We start from the raw sequence: 16,513 nt of genomic DNA, 5'->3' as shown, positions 1-16,513 counted from the left end.
ACAGCGCCGAATCAGGAGAAAGGGAAGCGGTCGTGTCGTATCTTGTCTATGTCACTGTGCCGGATACGGACGAAGCCGAGGCGATCGCCCGTATGCTGGTTGAAGCCCGCCTCGCGGCCGGCGTCAATCTGCTGCCCGGCATGCGCTCTGTTTACCGTTGGCGAGGCGCAGTGCGTGAAGCCGGGGAATGCCTGCTGACGGCCCATGTCAGCCGCGCGGCGTTCGGTGATTTTTGCGCGGTGGTGCGGCAAAACCACAGCCATGAAGTGCCCTGCATCGTCGCCCTGCCTATTGGGGAAGGGCATGCCCCCTTTTTGAGCTGGATTGCGGAAAACAGCCTGCCGTCAAAAGAACGGGAAGCGTAAAAATTGCTGTCCCCGTTGCCCGCGACAGATTCTCGGCATAAACAGCAAAGCGTTTTGAGAGGAAACCATGTCCATCTATATTTCAGGTTCTCTGGCCTTTGATCGCATTATGACATTTTCCGGCAGTTTTCAGGACCATATCCTGATAGACAAGCTGCATCAGATCAACGTGAGCTTCATGGTGGACAGAATGGACGAACGCCGCGGCGGCTGCGCCGGCAATATTGCGTGGTCGCTTGCCCTGCTTGGCGAAAAACCGGTCATTGTGTCCTCGGCTGGACGCGATTTTGACGCCTACGCGCGGTCGCTTGCAAAACGTGACCTGCCGCTTGACGGCATCCGCCGCGACACAAACGTGTTCACATCGTTGTGCTACATCACCACAGACATGAACGGCGACCAAATAACAGGATTTTATCCTGGCGCCATGGCGCTGCCGTCGGACTACACCTTTGACACGCTCAGTCAGGACACAGATATCGCCATCGTCTCGCCCGGCAATATAGATGACATGTGCCGCCTGCCCGCCCTGTACCGTGACGCGGGCGTGCCGTATATTTATGATCCGGGCCAGCAGATGCCCGTGCTTTCCGCCTCCGACCTGCTGAAGGCTGTTGAGGGGTCTTTTGCCTGCATAACCAATGACTATGAGCTCAAGATGATCTGCAAAACCACGGGCAAAACTGAAAACGAGATGCTCGGCCGAACTCTCTGGCTGGTAACGACGCTTGGCGCGCAGGGCGCGCTTGTGCGTGGCGCAGACGGCACGGAAACGCTTATCCCGGCGGCTGTACCGTCAAGCGTGGTTGACCCCACCGGCGCGGGCGACGCGCACCGTGCGGGCATTGTCAAAGGCCTCGCGCACGGGCTGCCCATGCCCGAGGCCGCGAAATTCGGCTCTGTCAGCGCGAGCTTCGCGCTGGAGCACACAGGCACGCAGGAGCACAAATTCACAAAGGCACAGTTTAAAAAACGCTATGAAGCCGTATTCGGACCAATGCCGATTGCTCTAAGTTGAACAAACAAAAAACGCCGCCGGCAGTAGTGAAGCAGCGGGACAACGCATGTTTTACGGTTGGAAAATAGGCCTGCTCTCCATGAGCGGCAATTTTATGCTTCAGAGCTGCGCACTCTATGTGATGAACGCTTTTATGGAGCCCCTGTGCGAGGTGAACGGCTGGTCACGAGACGCGATAAACGCCGGCATGGGTAATTGCCGCTCTGGCCTCGCAGATAGCCATGCCGGTGATGGTCGGGCTTTCTGCCCGCTTCCCGCTGCGGGCGTTGATGGCTCTCGGCGCGCTGGCGGGCGGTTGCGTCACATTTTTTTTGGGCTTCAGTCATAATATATGGGTGTTCACAGGGCTGTTCACCGTGGTTTGGGTGTCAACACAGGCCTGCGGCGGCGTTGTGGGCAACGCACTGGTCAGCAACTGGTTTTCCCGCTACCGCGGCAGGGCATTCGGTCTTGTCAACGCGGGCACGTCCCTTTCCGGTGCGGTGCTGCCGCTGATCGCCCTACCGCTGATCAACACATTCGGCATGCAAACTGCCTACATGATTCTAGGCGCGGCCACCCTGCTGCTGGCGCCAGCATCTTGGCTGCTCATACGGGACACGCCAGAAGAGATGGGCCTGCACCCGGACGGAAGCCCTTCTGCCTTCCCGCCGCAACATCATACCACCCGCGCGCTTTTTTACAAAAATCGTGCACGATCCCCAAGCCTATGCCCTGGGAATAGCCTTCGGCCTTGCGCTGATGTGCGGCTCCGGCGTCATGAGCCAGCTCAAGCCGTGTTTCGCGGATGCCGGGCTCTCCCCCGTATCCGGCCGTTATATTGGCGTGCGTGTCCGCTCTGTGCGCCGCCCTTGCTAAATACGTCTGGGGCTGGATGTGCGACAGATTCACAGCCATAACAGCCTTACGCCCTTACGCCTTGTCATGCTGTTGAGCTGCACAAGCGTGTGCGCCGGCTTTCTGCCGCCGACGCTTCCCGGCCTGATTTTGTTCTGTATCACCTTCGGCTGCTGCATTGGTGGGCTCTGGACAGTCTTGCCCGCAGTGACGGCTTTCTATTTCGGCAGCGACAATTTTTTGCCGGCCTATAAATTTATTTCCATTTTCATCCTGCTGCGTTGTCTCGGCTTTCCCATCATGGGCATTTCCCACGACCTCACCGGAAGTTACGCCCTAGTTGACAGCATTTTTATTGTGCTGTTGCTGCTGGCCTTCGGACTGACCTGCTGGACACCCAACAAAGGCGAGCGAGCCATCTGACGGGTGGGCGTCGGGCGCAAACAGCGCCTCAAGCCCGTGGGCAGGACACACCTCAAGGCGAAAACCCTGTCCACCAACACTGTGTCCGCGGTGCGTTGCACAATGTTCTGACGTGCCGCACCCTCGCCCACCAGGGCAGCGACGCAACCGCCACAGAAGGCCCTGCGCGCGGCAACTGCGGCGGTGTCAAAATGGGGCTTCCCGTGTTTCAAAATTCAGGACATTTGTCCGGGCAGGCAGATGCCGAGGCCGTCGCAATAGTTTGCCTTTGCCGTTCACAATACCAACGTCATCCTCATGACACGCATCTGCGCACAGTCCACAGCCGTTACAGCGTTCTTCATTGATTGTTTTGGGTTTGCGCAGTATCGTGACTTCCTTCTGATATAAGCGGCAGGTTCAACCTGCCGCGCCCTGCCGGTTACCGTTTTTTTTGTGGCTTGAGCGCAAACGCAAGCGCATGGGTGCATGGCTGATGCCGAAAACTTTACGCAGGGCGCGCTCCAGATAGCGCAGATAATTTTCAGGAACGCACTCGGCGTTGCTGACAAAAAAAACAAAGGTCGGCGGGGCTGTCTCAGCCTGCGTCAAATAAAAAAACTTTGCCCGTGCGCGTTTGACCACCGGCGGCTGATGAAGGCTCAACACTTCCTCCATGGCCCGGTTAAGACGGCCAGTGGATATGCGCACCCGGCATTCCTCATGAATTTTGCATGCCAGCGGCAAAATTTTATTCAAATTATGGCCTGTGGCCGCAGAGACTGGCAGTACAGGCACATGCGTACAAAAGGTCAGCATGGCGCGCACATTTTTCGCAAGCTGCTTCAGCGCCTCACGCGGCGCAAGATCGCATTTGTTGATCAGCACAAGAAAAGGAGTTTTGCGCGTGTTCAGCAGGTCCATAAGGCGTTTGTCCTGCTGGCTCACGCCTTCGGCGGCGTCCAGAACAAGCAGGGTCACATCCGCTATGGCGCTGGATTTGAGCGCCGAGCTGACGGAATACTGTTCCACGCTGTCCGTTATTTTCGTGCGGCGGCGTACACCGGCGGTGTCTACAAAGACATAATCAAGACAGCTTTTGACACAGCGTACGTCCACGCTGTCGCGTGTGGTGCCGGCCGTCCCGGAGACAATCATCCTTTCTTCGCCGGCCAGTGCGTTTACAAGCGAAGATTTCCCGACGTTCGGCCGTCCCAGCATGGCAAGACGCAACACCGGGGCTTGAGGCATGGGCGCTTCCGCCTGCTCGGGCACAAACGCCGCAAGCATTTCCGCGAACAGCGAGATATTGTGGCCGTGTTCAGCGGAAACCGCGATCAACGGAAAACCTAGGGTGTGAAATTCCGCTGCAAGCTCGTCTTCCCGCTCCAGACCGTCAACCTTGTTGACCACACAAAGCGCCGGCAAGCCCTTTCGGCGTATGTGTGCGGCCAGATGCTCGTCCAGCGGCAACAAGCCCTCGCGTCCGTCCACAACAAGGGCAACGCCGACAGCCGCAGCCAGCGCAGTCTGAGTCTGGCGCAAAATATCCGCCTCAAAACCGCGCAGTTCTTCAGGACCTTCCGTCACGACGGCGTGCGCGTCCAGAGTGACGCCGCCTGTATCTACAATGCCGAAAACAGGCAAACCGTCACGCCGCACAATGCCTTCCATGCGGTCGCGCGTCACGCCCGGCCTGTCGTGCGTAATGGCGCGGTTCGCGTGGATCAGACGATTAAAAAGTGTGGATTTGCCCACATTGGGCCGACCGGCCAGCACAATGCGGGACAGGGAATCGGACATAACGGCAACCTTGGTAATATGACTGTCACTGCACCAGAGACTGTTTATCATCATTTGCGGCAGAGGGGAAGTTTTGCTGGCTGCAATGGATTGTCGTCAGAAAGCATGGATTATCTGCCGGGCAGTGGGCGACTCTTTGTCTGTTATATTGCACAAAGCATGTATTGCTGTTTGTCCGAGCCGCAATACGGCGTCAATTTTTTATTGCAGCATACGGCGGCCCCAGACGGCCTGACCGAGAGACAGCCCGCCGTCGCCGGGCGGCAATGCATGGTGCGCAAGCGACGTCAGACCCCGCTCTTCCAGAAAGCGCGGCAAAAGCCGCGCCATAATAGCGTTTTGCATGACCCCGCCCGAAAGCCCGACTTTGTCGACGCCGCAGGCGCGGGCGGCGTTGGCAGCCATGTCAGCGAGCCCGCGCGCCAAGCTTGCATGAAACCAGGCTGCTATAGCGGCTACAGGCTCGTTGTCGCGCTGGGCCGTCACAACGCGGTCAAACAAGGCAATACTGTCCAGCGTAAGCAGGCCGTCGCGCTCCGTGACCGGCAACGGCAGGCAGGCGCTGTTCTCCAGCAGGACGGCGTCCGCGACGCCTTCCAGACGCACTGCCGCCTGACCTTCATACGTGGTTGTCCGGCACAGGTTCAACTGGGCCGCAACCGCGTCAAAAAGGCGGCCGCAGCTTGAAGTCAGCGGACAGTTCAGATTTCGGACCAGCATTTCCCGCACAGCGGCCTCGGCGCGGGCATGGCCCTTTTCGCCCTGCTCGGAAGGCAAAAGCCCTTGCGCGCCGCAACGTTTCCGCAAGGCTAGGGCAATACGCCAGGGCTCGCGTGTGGCCGCGTCCCCGCCGGGCAGAGGGAAAGGCGCAAGACGGCCAACGCGCCGCCAGCGCGCAGCGGCAATATCCATAAAGATCACTTCCCCGCCCCAGACAGTTCCGTCCCCGCCAAGGCCTGCGCCGTCAATGCACAAAACGAGCGCCGCTTCATAACAGTTGTTTTCCGCCAGTACCGAGGCAGCATGAGCCGCGTGGTGCTGCAGCCGCATGACCGGCAAGCCTTCTCCGGCGGCGCGGGCGAGCGCGTAACGGGTGGAAAGAAAATCTGGATGTAGGTCGCAGACAATGGCTTTGGGCTGTATTTCCAGCAGAGTTTCCAGACGCGTAGCCACTTCTTTATAAAATGCCAGCGTGGCCGGATTTTCCAGATCGCCGATATGCTGCCCTACAAAAGCCGCCGTCCCGCGCGTGAGACAGACGGCGCTCTTGAGTTCGGCGCCTGCGCCCAGAACGCAAGGCCCGTCGTCCGGTAGGAAAACCGGCGTCGGCACATACCCCCGCGCGCGGCGGAAAAACAGCGGCGCGGCCGCCCCTGCTCCGGACATAGTCGGCTGAAGGGCCAGCACGCTGTCGTCCACACGCGACAGAATATCCATATCGTGCAGCAGCCAGGCGTCGGCCATGTCCACAAGGCGCGTCACGGCCTCGCGGTTGCCGAGACAAATGGGCTCGCCGCCGGCGTTGCCGGATGTCATTACCAGCATAGGGGGCACAGCTGCGCGCGCTGCAAGCCAGTTAAAAAGTGCCGCGTGCAGGGGCGTGCAGGGCAACATCAGGCCCACGCCCTTCATGTCCGGGCCCACCTCCGCGGGCAGTTCCCCGCCGGAAGCGCGCGGGCAAAGCACAATGGGCTTTTCCGGGCTTTGCAGCAGGGCCTCGTGTTCCGGTGTCAGATCGCACAATGTTTGCGCAACAGCCACATCTCCCACCATCAGGGCAAACGGCTTGTGCGGACGCGATTTGCGCCGCCTCAACTCCCGCAGGGCCGAAATATCGCGGGCATTGCAGACAAGCTGAAAACCGCCCAGCCCCTTGAACGCCAAAATGCCGCCGCCCAGCAGCGTATTTCCTGCGCGGGCCAAGGCGTTGCGCTGATTTTCTGCTGTGGGGCCACTTTCAGGCAGGCCTTTTGCCACAAACCACAAGCGCGGGCCGCAGACAGGGCAGGCAATGGGCTGGGCGTGAAAACGTCGGTCAGCGGGGTTTGCGTATTCCGCCGCGCAGTCGGGGCAGAGCGGAAAGCAGCTCATGGTGGTGGTTGCCCTGTCGTATGGAGTGACGCGTGTAATGGTGTAGCGCGGGCCGCAATTGGTGCAGTTGGCGAATGGATAGGCGTAACGGCGGTTTGCCGGGTCGCACATGTCGGCCAGGCAGGCCGCGCAGATGCCCACGTCAGGGCTGACCAGCACATTGTGCCCTGCACGGCCGCAGCTTGCCGTTATGACAAAGCCCTTTTCGTCGGGCAATGGGGGCTTGTCTTCCGCGTCAAGCGAAACAATACGGGCGAGCGGCGGGGCTTCTTTCCTCAGGCGGACGGCGAAGCGGCCCACACGGGAAGACTCGCCCTGCACCTCCACGCGCACCCCGTCAGAGGTGTTGCCCACCGAGCCGGTAAGCTCCTCTTCACGCGCCAGCCTATAGACAAAAGGGCGGAAGCCGACGCCCTGCACCTGCCCTGTGGCGGTAAAAACGCGACGTATTATCAGCGGGAGCATGCTGCGCCGGTCAATCCAGACTCAGAATTACGGAAAAAGCCTTGAAAAGCACCGTCACCGTGTCGCCGGCGCGCAAGGGCTTATCTTCAGACGGCCCTTTGCTCAGCAGGGCGCACACTTGGCTGCCCTCCGACAGAGCGACCAGCACTTCCCTTGCCGTCGCGTCTTCACGCACCTGCTCCACAAAGCCGGGGAAACAGTTTTCTCCCAGCCCGGACGGGTTTGCCGCACTTCCGCCTTCATGGATTTTGCCCGGCAGCAGCATGATCCAAGGCGCCTTGACACTCGCGTTGACCAGCATGCCTTCGCTGATGGCCAGATTACGGCAGCTTTCGTCCGTGATTAGAGCTCGGACGGACAAACCTCCGGCTGTGCCCAGCACCGCTTCCACCAGCAGACCATCTTGCCGCAGGGAAATAATCCTACCTTGAAAAACGTTTCTCGCGCTGGTTTTCACGGGAAGCTCCCTTTGCAGCTGTTCGCGCAGCAAATTCCACGCTTCGCGCGGGTCGCAACGCATGATGCACCTGCGGCCGGCATTTGCGCGCCGGCCCAGAAAAACATCCACCACAGACAGGGGTATGCCCTGCCGCCCTAGTTCCACAGCACGGCTGTAACGCAAGGTTCTGGCGCTTAAAAGGCCCTTCGGCAGGCCGCAGGCCGCGCCGCACTCTTGCAGGCTGCGCCGCACATAGCTCGCGTCGCAATGTGCCAGATTGCCGTTTACCGGATACAGCACCGGATTTTCCAGAACACTGCGCAGGCGGCGGCTCACCGTGCGCGGTAGTGGCACCTCGCGCGCATAAACGCCGCTCACGCGCACGACGCACGCTTGCAAATCCAGATCTTCGGGGCTCAGGGCAAAAATTTCAAACAGACGCAACCCCCCGTAGCGCAACAAGATAAAAATAAGCCACATGCGCAGACGCGGTAGCCGTTCACGCGGGCCGCGCGCTGCTGCCGCGTGTTCCCGGAAGCGGCTTTCGACGGCCAGCAGTTCCTGCGGGCTTATCCGCATATTGTGCCGCAGTAATGCCTGCGAGTTCCGCCGCAAAAGATGCCTGCGCAGAAAAGCCATGTCCGCAGCGGAACACGAACGCAAAAACGCGGTTAGATGTTCACGAGTTTCAGATTGTTCCATGTTTGCCCCATGTATATTTTCCTCTTGATAGGCTCAAGTCTTGTTTTGTACAGTCTTCACGCTTTGCGCGCAAAACGTGCTGCCCTTGCCGTTTTGTCGTGTTTCGTGAATAGTATATTTTTTCAAAGAGAGGAAGATTTATGTTAAAAATTCGCTTTCCCGCCTTTCTGAAATCGTGTCTTGCCCTTGGTGTCTTTCTTCTGGCCGTCCAGCCGTCCGGCATCATGGCGGAGGAAATGGTCATTTCCGGCGCCGCCAGCCTGACAGAAGCATTTACGGAACTGAAGAGCATATTTGAAAAACAGCGTCCAGGTCTGACGGCGCACGTCAACTTTGCCTCGTCCAATCTGTTGCTTAAGCAGATGCAGGAAGGCGCGCCGGTGGATGTTTTTGCCTCCGCCGATCAGGCCACAATGGACAAAGCCGTGGAGTTAAAGATTGTGGACCCGGCCACACGCGCGGATTTCGCCCGCAACGGCCTTGTGCTGATCGTGCCGAAGGGCGAAAAACCCATCGCTTTAAAAGATATTCAACAATTCGAACGAATTGCGGTTGGAAACCCGGATTCTGTCCCCGCCGGACGCTATGCCCGCGACGCGCTTGTGACGGCAAAACTGTGGGACGCCGTGCAGCCAAAATTGATTCTTGGGGCAAGCGTGCGCCAGACGCTGGATTATGTGGCGCGCGGCGAAGTGAACGCCGGCTTTGTGTACGCCACAGACGCCATCAAGCAGGCAGACAAGGTGGACGTGGTCATGCCACTTACCGGCCATGCGTCCGTGCTCTACCCCATTGCCGTTGCGCTGACAGGAAAGAATCCCAAAATGGGCAAGGCATTTCTTGACTACATACTGTCGGCCGAAGGGCAAGCCGTGCTCGGCAAATACGGTTTTGCCAAGCCGTAAACTTTGTGCTTTTTATGACGACATTTGACGACGGGGCAGTGCTCACTCCCCTGTTGCTCTCCTTGCGCGTGGCGGGCATGGCGACGCTGGTTTCCTTTCTGGCGGCCCTGCTCGCCGCGTGGCTGCTGGCCCGCAAAAAAGGCCCCCTGCCCGCCTTTGTCGACGCCTGCTGCACCCTGCCGCTGGTGTTGCCACCCACGGTGCTCGGCTACTATCTGATTTTGCTTGTCGGACGACGCGGTCTTATAGGCCAATGGCTCAACAACATCGGCCTCAATCTGATTTTTTCCTGGCAGGGCGCCGTCATCGCGGCCACGATAGTGATTTTTCCGCTGATTTACAAATCGGCACGCGCCGCTTTTGAGCAGGTAAATCCGCATCTGGAAAACGCGGCACGCACCCTCGGGGCTTCCGAATGGCGTGTTTTTATCAGCGTTGCTCTGCCTTTGGCCTGGAAGGGAGTCTTTGCCGGGCTTATGCTGGCTTTTGCGCGCGGCATGGGCGAATTCGGCGCCACGATCATGATTGCTGGCAATATTCCCGGTAAGACACAGACGCTGGCGCTGGCCATCTACGACGCCTTTCAGGCCGGCAACGACATGAAGGCCGTCCGGCTTGTCGTCATCGCCTCTCTTGTGTGCGTGAGCCTTTTAATGGCGGCGGAATTTCTGACGTCGCGGGTGCGGCGACGTTGAGGCAGGCGGTATGATATCCCTACGGCTGCACAAATTTTTCCACACCGGGGACAGACCTTTTTGTCTTGACGTGGCATATGCGATCAGTCCGGATCAAAAAATCACGGTGCTGTTCGGGCCGTCCGGTTCCGGCAAAAGCCTGACCCTGCACTGTCTGGCCGGACTGATGTGCCCGGACGCCGGTCGCGTCTGCCTTGGCGAACGTGTGCTGTACGATGTTGACGCCGACATTTTTGTACCCGCCCGCCGCCGCCGCGTCGGCTATATGTTTCAGGACTACGCCCTGTTTCCACATTTGAATGTCCTGCAGAACGTGGCCTACCCGAGAACCGGCTGCTTCCCTTCACGTGTGAAGGCCGCAGAAAGGGATAAGGCCTGCGTCCTGCTGGAGCGTTTCGGCATAGGACATCTGGCGCGGCAGATGCCGGGCCGTCTTTCCGGCGGGCAGCGTCAGCGCGCGGCGCTGGCGCGCGCGCTCAACGCAGACCCGGAACTTCTGTTGCTGGATGAGCCTTTTTCCGCCTTGGACACGCTGCTGCGGGAAAAACTCAGGGATGAGCTGCTCACCATGTTTGCTGGGCTGACCATGCCGGTTATCATTATCACACACGACCCGGACGACGTGGACGTTTTTGCCGACAACCTGATTTTATACGACAATGGTCAGGCCCGCTCTGTGGCGGAATACCGCAGCCTGCGGCAGCAGTTTGCCACGGCCGGCCAGTGCCTGCGCGCTTTACCGCTGCACCTGCCCCGCGTTCCTGCTGATAATCCTCCCAAAGAGCTTGCTTGAAAACGCCTTCAAGTCAGGCTTGGTAAACTGCGCGTCCGCCTCGAAGCGGATGGCCATGACCGGGTGAAGCTCGGCCACAACGGCTTCGAGATCGGGTAGAAGGATGATCACTCCTTCAGACGCACCACGCCCGTCACGGAATTCTGGCTGATGTTCTGCAAAAATTGCCGTGCGCTTCCACATCCGTCCAACTCAGGCGATAAATACGGTTGACCCGCGAAACCAGCAAGGCCGTGCAGACAGTGTTGAACTCCGTACTTTGTGTCTTCATTAGTGATGAGGCCGTTGCCCGGATAGTGGGCATGTCTATCAGCGGCACACCGCGGCCGCTACGGTGTGAAAACGCGCCCAGCACAGCTGAATGCTGCATCTCCGGCATGGCGATGACATTCTGGCGGCGTCCGATCGTAGCCGTCCAGATTGACGTCAAATTCTATGGGTTCCACTCATTGCTACCTGCTTCAAGCAAAATACAGGCGTTCAGGCCGCAAAAAAGCCGTTCATGACGGCTTTGCTTTCTCCGCTTCCAGGTCAGACGGCCTGAAAGGCCTGCTCCAGATCAGCGATGATGTCGTTGATGTTTTCCGTGCCGACGGACAGGCGGACTGTGTTCGATTTGATGCCTTGCTCGGCAAGTTCCGCCTCGCTCAGCTGTGAATGTGTTGTGCTTGCCGGATGAATTACGAGTGATTTGACGTCGGCCACATTTGCCAACAGTGAGAATATCTGCAAACTGTCAATAAATTGATGCGCTTCCTTCACGCCTCCCTTGATTTCAAAGGTAAAAATGGAGCCGGCACCCTTTGGAAAATACTTTTTGTACAAATTGTGGTCAGGGCTGTCGAGCAAAGAAGGATGATACACTTTCTGCACCTTTGGATGCCGGGTCAGATAGTCCACTACTTTCAGCGCGTTTTCCACGTGTCGCTCCACTCGCAACGAAAGCGTTTCCACGCCTTGGAGTAGCAGAAAAGCGTTGAACGGAGAAATGGCGGCGCCGGTGTCCCGCAGCAGAATGGCCCGTATTTTGACCACAAAAGCGAGCGCACCCAAGGTTTTTGTAAACGAAAGACCATGATAGCTGGGGCTGGGGGCAGTGACTGAGGCAAATTTGCCGCTGCCTTCCCAGTCAAACTTTCCGCCGTCCACTATGATACCGCCAAGAGAGGTTCCGTGCCCTCCGATGAATTTCGTCGCTGAATGAACAACGATGTCCGCCCCGTGTTCCAGTGGGCGCAGCAGATTGGGTGGAGTAAACGTGCTGTCCACCACCAGCGGAATTTTGTGTCTGTGTGCAACAGCGGCGACAGCCTCAATATCAATAATGTTGGAATGCGGGTTGCCGAGTGTTTCAATAAACAGCGCTTTGGTGTTCGGCTGTATGGCCCTTTCAAAGGCTTCGGGCGTATCAGGATCAACAAAGGTCGTTGTAATGCCGTACAGGGGCAGCGTGTGCTCAAGCAGATTGAAGGTGCCGCCGTAAATTGTCTTTGCCGATACAATATGGCCGCCCGCAACCGTCAGATTCAGAAAGGTGTATGTCAGAGCGGCTGCGCCTGACGCCACGGCCAGCGCGGCAACCCCACCCTCCAGCGCGGCTAGGCGTTTTTCAAGCACGTCCTGCGTGGAATTTGTCAGGCGGCTGTAAATATTGCCGGCGTCCGCCAGTCCGAAACGCGCCGCCGCATGCGCCGCGTCTCTGAACACATAGGAAGTTGTCTGATAAATGGGTACCGCGCGCGCGTCCGACGCAGGATCAGGGCATTCCTGGCCTATGTGCAGCTGTTTTGTCTCAAAAGCCCAGGATGCCGTATTTGTGGGATTTGCCATGATACTGTCTCCCTTTTTCAAATTTTGACGTTGATTACAAAACAGACCATAAATATTATTATTCCGACAGGAAAACTAATAATTCAACAAGCTCTCGAATGCAAGCCTTTTTTCTGCTCAGTCTTGGGGGAATTTTCTGCGCTTTTTTTGACAGTTCAGGTCACGGCATTGTTTACAGGCGAACTGGCAACATTCGCTGGTTATAGGCGTGTCAAAGCGTTTTTTAGTGTTTGTAGTATGGAACTCTGGACCTCTTATTATGATATTCATGCTTGAAAAAGTTTTCCGGTTGATTCCTTGTGATGCGGACACTCTGGTACGCCTTGAAGAACTTGCGACGCGTCGGCCAACACCATCCGGCACGGTTCAGAGAACTCGGATAGTCCTGGCCTGCATGGCGGGAGAGACAGTACAAAGCATCGTAAAGCGTCCCATACCAGTGCAGCTACACAGTAATGCGCTGGAAAGGACGATTTATTGAGTCAGGCTTACACGGCCTTATGGACAAGCCGCGAACGGGACGTCCAACGCATTTGAATTCGGCCTTCAAAAAGGCTGTCCTGGAAAAGTTTGAACAAGAACCGCCGGAAGGATCCGGGCAGTGGGACGGAGCGCTTTTGGCGCAAGAATTGGGACTGGCAAAGCACAGTGTATGGAAGCTGTTGCGCATGGAACGAATCCGCCTTGCCCGCAAGCTGCTGAAGAAACTGGTTCAAGGACGTGAAGGGCACGTACACAGACGTAACGGGACAATAAGCCTCCTTACAGCTTTGGAAGCAGCGAGTGGGCATATAAGCAGGAAAGTAACATCCCCACGCGCCGACAGGCGCAAGACGGCTCAACATGGTGGAAATACGGTTCGATATTTTGTCCCGGAAGTCTTTGCGCAGAAAGGGCTTCAGGGGCACGGAAGAACTTGCTACAACGAAACCGCAAAGTCTTTTGTATGGCAAAAGCGTGAGGTCAAGGATAGTCAGCTTGAAAATAATGCCAGAAATTTTAATAATTAGATACTAGTAATTAATTGTTTTTACTTGATAAAAATATCAAAAAACATCACAAAAGTGAAACTCTCGTCGTGTTTGCCATGTTGACTTCCACGCAAATATACTATTGAAGTATTGCCATGCCCGCGCTTGGTTTTTTCAAAATGGAGCCGTGGCGGCTCCACCATCCTTTGTCTGACAGCGCAGGACGCCGAACCCCGCTGGGGCAGGTGACGCCGCACCTGCAACTGCCCCTTGCCCTGTGGCAACGCCGGTCGACGGCGCAACTGCGCAAAAACCCGGCGATGAACGACTGCCCTGCCGCCGGCATTGTGTGCTGGCGGGAATGCCAGGGCCGTCTTGATATGCTGCCCCTTGTTCATATGCACAATACGCAAACAAGCTGCCTTGAAAATACTTGCGGTTCAGGAGCGCTGTCGCTTGTCCGCACAGGCGGGCGCCGCGATTTTTTCATTATGCAGTCTGACGGTTCTCCGCTGGACGTGCGGCTGTTATGACAACGGCGCAGACCACATAGCGGCTGTGAGCGGAGCTGTGATTCTGGTGGATAGAGGGCGGGTGTGGCTGCAGGAGGAATACACATGAAGCCCGCCGTGTTGCGCGAGGGCTTCACCACCGGCACAGCGGCAGCCGGCGCTGCCTTGGCCGCGCTGACCCTGCTGCGTGAAGGACACGCGCCAACCAGCGTCAGCGTTCCCCTTCCGCCATTTCTTCCTCCGGAAAAATGCCGTGCGCCGTTGTTTGCAGGACGTTGCTGCGCAGGCTTTGCGACATTGCCGGTGGAAAGCTGCGCCAGACTTCTCTTCGAATCAGGGGAAAAACCTCCCGGCGCGTTACAGACAGCCCGCGCTGCCGTGCGCAAAGACGGAGGGGACGACCCGGACGTCACGTCTGGAGCGCTCATCACGGCGGACGTGACGCTGCACCACGACACATCACGACAATATATCACCCCGGAAGACGACCATTTTATACATATTGCAGGTGGTCCCGGCGTTGGCCGCGTTACATTGCCCGGCCTGCCTGTGCCGCCGGGAGAAGCCGCTATCAACCCAACGCCCAGAGAACAACTGCGTTTTGCCCTCGGTCTGCACGCGGCGCAAACCACTCGCCGCCGCGGGCCATGCCCGCCTCTGACCGTTATCGTCAGCGTGCCGCAAGGAGAAGAGCTTGCAAGGCACACTCTTAACCTGCGTCTAGGCATCGTGGGCGGCATTTCCATTCTGGGTACGCAGGGAACGGTGCGCCCTTTCAGCAACTCCGCTTGGCAGGTCGCCATTACCCATGGACTTGCCGTGGCGCACGCCTCAGGCTGCGATGCCCTGTGTTTTTCCACCGGCCGGCGTTCAGAAAAACTGCTCATGGCGGCATACCCTGATCTTACGCCGCAGGCTTTTATACAGGCTGCCGATTTTGTGGAATTCTCCTTAAAATCGGCCGGGGCCATGCCTTTTAAAAAAATTATCTGGGGCTGCTTTTTCGGCAAGCTCCTCAAACTTTCTCAAGGCATATCATACACCCATGCGTGCGAGGGCAAACCCGGCTTGAACGAACTTGTCCGTCTGTGCTCATACGCCGGCGCAGACTGCGCCGGTGCCGTAGATCACTGCACCACCGCCGCCCAGGCGCTTGAACTTTTGCTCACCGACGCGGCCGGGTCGCAAGTCATTGCGCGGGTTATGTCTCTTGCCGCTGAAAAAGCAGAACGTTTTGCCGGACGTCCTGTGCGGCTGCACCTTTTTCATACTGACGGCAGGGCACTATGCGCGGCGTAAAAACGCAGGCCATGCTGCCGGGCATGACGCCAATGTCAGCGCGACCGGCCAAGGGCAAAGATCAGGCGGAAAAACCCGACGAATGGCCGCCTATATCGGAAATGTTGCAATCTCTCGTTGTTTTTGAATCTGCAACGCAAAAATCTGCGCCTGTCACGGTCATGGGCATTGCAAGCGGCTGCGTCGATCTGACGCTGCAGCAACGCGCTCTGCTGAACGAGGCCGATGTGCTGTGCGCGGGGCACGCGCTGCTGGCGGCCATTGCCCCGGAAGCTGAAAATACCCTGCAGCTTGTCTGCCCGCTTGATCCTGTTCTCGCCCGCATTGAGCAACTGCACGCCGCGGGCAAGCGCGTGCTCGTCGCGGCCGACGGCGACCCGCTTTTCTTCGGCATAGGCGCAAGCCTTGTCCGCCGCCTCGGTGCGGATGTCGTGCGCATTCTCCCTGCGGTGAGTTGCCTGCAGCTTGCCTGCGCCCGTCTAGGCCTGCCCTCGCACAATGTTGTCTGCCTGTCCCTGCACGGCCGTGATGACATGGCCCCGCTCAACGCGGCCACAGGCGCAGACGCGCCGCTGTTTGTGCTGACGGACGGGCATACGCGCCCGGACGCGCTGGCTCGGCATTTGCTTGATCGCGGAGTAGACTGGTTTTTCGCGCATATTTTTGAAAACCTGAACACGCCTGACGAAACGGCGACGCATGTGAGTCTTGACAAAGCGGCTGGCATGCATTTCGGCCCGGCATGCACACTTGTTCTGACGCCCGTGGGCAAGGCGCGCCGGCCCTGTCTCGGGTTGAACGCACAGGACCTCGCGGCGGAGAGTAGCCTTGTCACCAAAGCGCCCGTGCGCGCGGCGGCCCTTGCTTTACTGCGCATCGAACCGGCGCACGCCGTCTGGGACTTGGGCTCCGGTTCCGGCGCCATGGCTCTGGAGGCAGCCGCGTTGGCTCATCAGGGCCGCGTGACGGCAGTGGAAAAAAAGCCGGAGCGGGCCGTTTGCATTGAGGAAAATCGACGACGTTTCGGCGCGGCGACAGTGGATGTGCATCTCGGCGAGGCGCCGCAGTGCCTCGCCGCCTTGCCCGATCCGCAGCGCGTTTTTATCGGCGGCGGGCTTTCCGGTGAACAAGGCAGGGACATTCTGCACCACGCAAGTCTCCGTCTGCCGCCGGGCGGCCGCATTGCCGTTAACTGCGCCTTGCTGAACACACTGCACTTGTGCCGCGATTTTTTTGACAGCCTGGGCTGGCCTGTGGTAATCGTTTCCATACAGGCTGCGGAGGCCCGTCCTTTGGGCAGCGACGTTCATCTGGCGGCATTAAATCCGGTTTTTGTGCTGGCTGCACAAAAGCCGGCCTGATCGCGATATAATATGCTGTTGCCGC

At 58.2% G+C, this 16,513-nt stretch carries 17 protein-coding genes; 11 read left to right on the top strand and 6 right to left on the bottom strand.

Annotation, left to right across the window (positions count from 1 at the left end; all coding sequences use genetic code 11):
• Positions 1–32 precede the first annotated feature (32 nt).
• From cutA to RSDT_RS07515, 4 genes are all read left to right on the top strand, one after another.
• Positions 33–365 carry a divalent-cation tolerance protein CutA gene (gene cutA, locus RSDT_RS05295; RefSeq protein ID WP_096399847.1) on the top strand — a complete coding sequence of 111 codons (333 nt, stop codon included), beginning with the start codon at positions 33–35 and terminating at the stop codon, positions 363–365.
• Positions 366–432: 67 nt separating this feature from the next.
• Positions 433–1,383 (top strand): carbohydrate kinase family protein, encoded by a 951-nt coding sequence (locus RSDT_RS05290; RefSeq protein ID WP_096399846.1) that lies wholly within the window; start codon positions 433–435, stop codon positions 1,381–1,383.
• A 221-nt stretch (positions 1,384–1,604) separates the two neighbouring features.
• On the top strand, positions 1,605–2,282 hold the full coding sequence (locus RSDT_RS07520) for an MFS transporter (protein WP_231941815.1): 678 nt from the start codon (positions 1,605–1,607) through the stop codon (positions 2,280–2,282).
• Positions 2,260–2,643 carry an MFS transporter gene (locus RSDT_RS07515; protein WP_231941814.1) on the top strand — a complete coding sequence of 128 codons (384 nt, stop codon included), beginning with the start codon at positions 2,260–2,262 and terminating at the stop codon, positions 2,641–2,643. The genes RSDT_RS07520 and RSDT_RS07515 overlap by 23 nt, the downstream gene beginning before the upstream one ends.
• A 186-nt stretch (positions 2,644–2,829) precedes the next feature.
• Here the strand turns inward: RSDT_RS07515 and RSDT_RS07915 are convergent, their stop codons facing one another.
• The 4 genes from RSDT_RS07915 to RSDT_RS05265 all read right to left on the bottom strand — a co-directional run bounded on the left by RSDT_RS07915 (position 2,830) and on the right by RSDT_RS05265 (position 8,122).
• Positions 2,830–3,009, bottom strand: coding sequence for a 4Fe-4S binding protein (locus RSDT_RS07915; RefSeq protein ID WP_408606725.1), 180 nt, complete (start codon positions 3,007–3,009; stop codon positions 2,830–2,832).
• A 33-nt stretch (positions 3,010–3,042) separates the two neighbouring features.
• Positions 3,043–4,425, bottom strand: a complete 1,383-nt coding sequence (gene der / locus RSDT_RS05275; RefSeq protein ID WP_096400571.1) for a ribosome biogenesis GTPase Der — start codon at positions 4,423–4,425, stop codon at positions 3,043–3,045.
• 201 nt (positions 4,426–4,626) lie between these two features.
• Complete coding sequence (gene hypF / locus RSDT_RS05270) at positions 4,627–6,981, bottom strand: carbamoyltransferase HypF (protein WP_096399845.1); 2,355 nt, start codon at positions 6,979–6,981, stop codon at positions 4,627–4,629.
• Between the two features lie 10 nt (positions 6,982–6,991).
• Entirely contained in the window at positions 6,992–8,122 is a 1,131-nt protein-coding gene (locus RSDT_RS05265; RefSeq protein WP_096399844.1) for a TOBE domain-containing protein, read from the bottom strand.
• Positions 8,123–8,262: 140 nt separating this feature from the next.
• Between RSDT_RS05265 and modA the strand changes: the two genes are divergently transcribed.
• The 3 genes from modA to RSDT_RS05250 are packed head-to-tail and all read left to right on the top strand — an operon-like array spanning position 8,263 to position 10,515.
• Positions 8,263–9,027: a molybdate ABC transporter substrate-binding protein gene (gene modA, locus RSDT_RS05260; RefSeq protein WP_172414419.1), complete on the top strand. Its 765-nt coding sequence runs from the start codon at positions 8,263–8,265 to the stop codon at positions 9,025–9,027.
• Between the two features lie 14 nt (positions 9,028–9,041).
• Positions 9,042–9,722, top strand: a complete 681-nt coding sequence (gene modB / locus RSDT_RS05255; RefSeq protein ID WP_096400567.1) for a molybdate ABC transporter permease subunit — start codon at positions 9,042–9,044, stop codon at positions 9,720–9,722.
• A gap of 10 nt (positions 9,723–9,732) precedes the next feature.
• Entirely contained in the window at positions 9,733–10,515 is a 783-nt protein-coding gene (locus RSDT_RS05250) for an ATP-binding cassette domain-containing protein (protein ID WP_096399843.1), read from the top strand.
• Between the two features lie 133 nt (positions 10,516–10,648).
• Here the strand turns inward: RSDT_RS05250 and RSDT_RS05245 are convergent, their stop codons facing one another.
• Positions 10,649–10,945, bottom strand: a complete 297-nt coding sequence (locus RSDT_RS05245) for a hypothetical protein (protein ID WP_145954816.1) — start codon at positions 10,943–10,945, stop codon at positions 10,649–10,651.
• 101 nt (positions 10,946–11,046) lie between these two features.
• Positions 11,047–12,345, bottom strand: a complete 1,299-nt coding sequence (locus RSDT_RS05240; protein WP_096399841.1) for an O-acetylhomoserine aminocarboxypropyltransferase/cysteine synthase family protein — start codon at positions 12,343–12,345, stop codon at positions 11,047–11,049.
• 455 nt (positions 12,346–12,800) lie between these two features.
• On the opposite strand from RSDT_RS05240, the gene RSDT_RS07910 reads away from it, so the two are divergent.
• The 4 genes from RSDT_RS07910 (at position 12,801) to cbiE (ending at position 16,488) form a co-directional block, all read left to right on the top strand.
• On the top strand, positions 12,801–13,355 hold the full coding sequence (locus tag RSDT_RS07910; RefSeq protein WP_096399775.1) for a helix-turn-helix domain-containing protein: 555 nt from the start codon (positions 12,801–12,803) through the stop codon (positions 13,353–13,355).
• Positions 13,356–13,471: 116 nt separating this feature from the next.
• Positions 13,472–13,849: a hypothetical protein gene (locus tag RSDT_RS05230; RefSeq protein ID WP_096399840.1), complete on the top strand. Its 378-nt coding sequence runs from the start codon at positions 13,472–13,474 to the stop codon at positions 13,847–13,849.
• A gap of 84 nt (positions 13,850–13,933) precedes the next feature.
• On the top strand, positions 13,934–15,127 hold the full coding sequence (gene cbiD / locus RSDT_RS05225) for a cobalt-precorrin-5B (C(1))-methyltransferase CbiD (RefSeq protein WP_096399839.1): 1,194 nt from the start codon (positions 13,934–13,936) through the stop codon (positions 15,125–15,127).
• A complete protein-coding gene (cbiE, locus tag RSDT_RS05220) occupies positions 15,115–16,488 on the top strand; it encodes a precorrin-6y C5,15-methyltransferase (decarboxylating) subunit CbiE (RefSeq protein ID WP_096399838.1) in 1,374 nt (457 codons plus the stop codon). The genes cbiD and cbiE overlap by 13 nt, the downstream gene beginning before the upstream one ends.
• The last annotated feature ends 25 nt before the right edge of the window (positions 16,489–16,513 follow it).

The organism is Candidatus Desulfovibrio trichonymphae (assembly GCF_002355955.1).
GTDB lineage: Bacteria > Desulfobacterota > Desulfovibrionia > Desulfovibrionales > Desulfovibrionaceae > Desulfovibrio > Desulfovibrio trichonymphae.
This window is presented reverse-complemented; position numbering and strand designations above follow the sequence as displayed.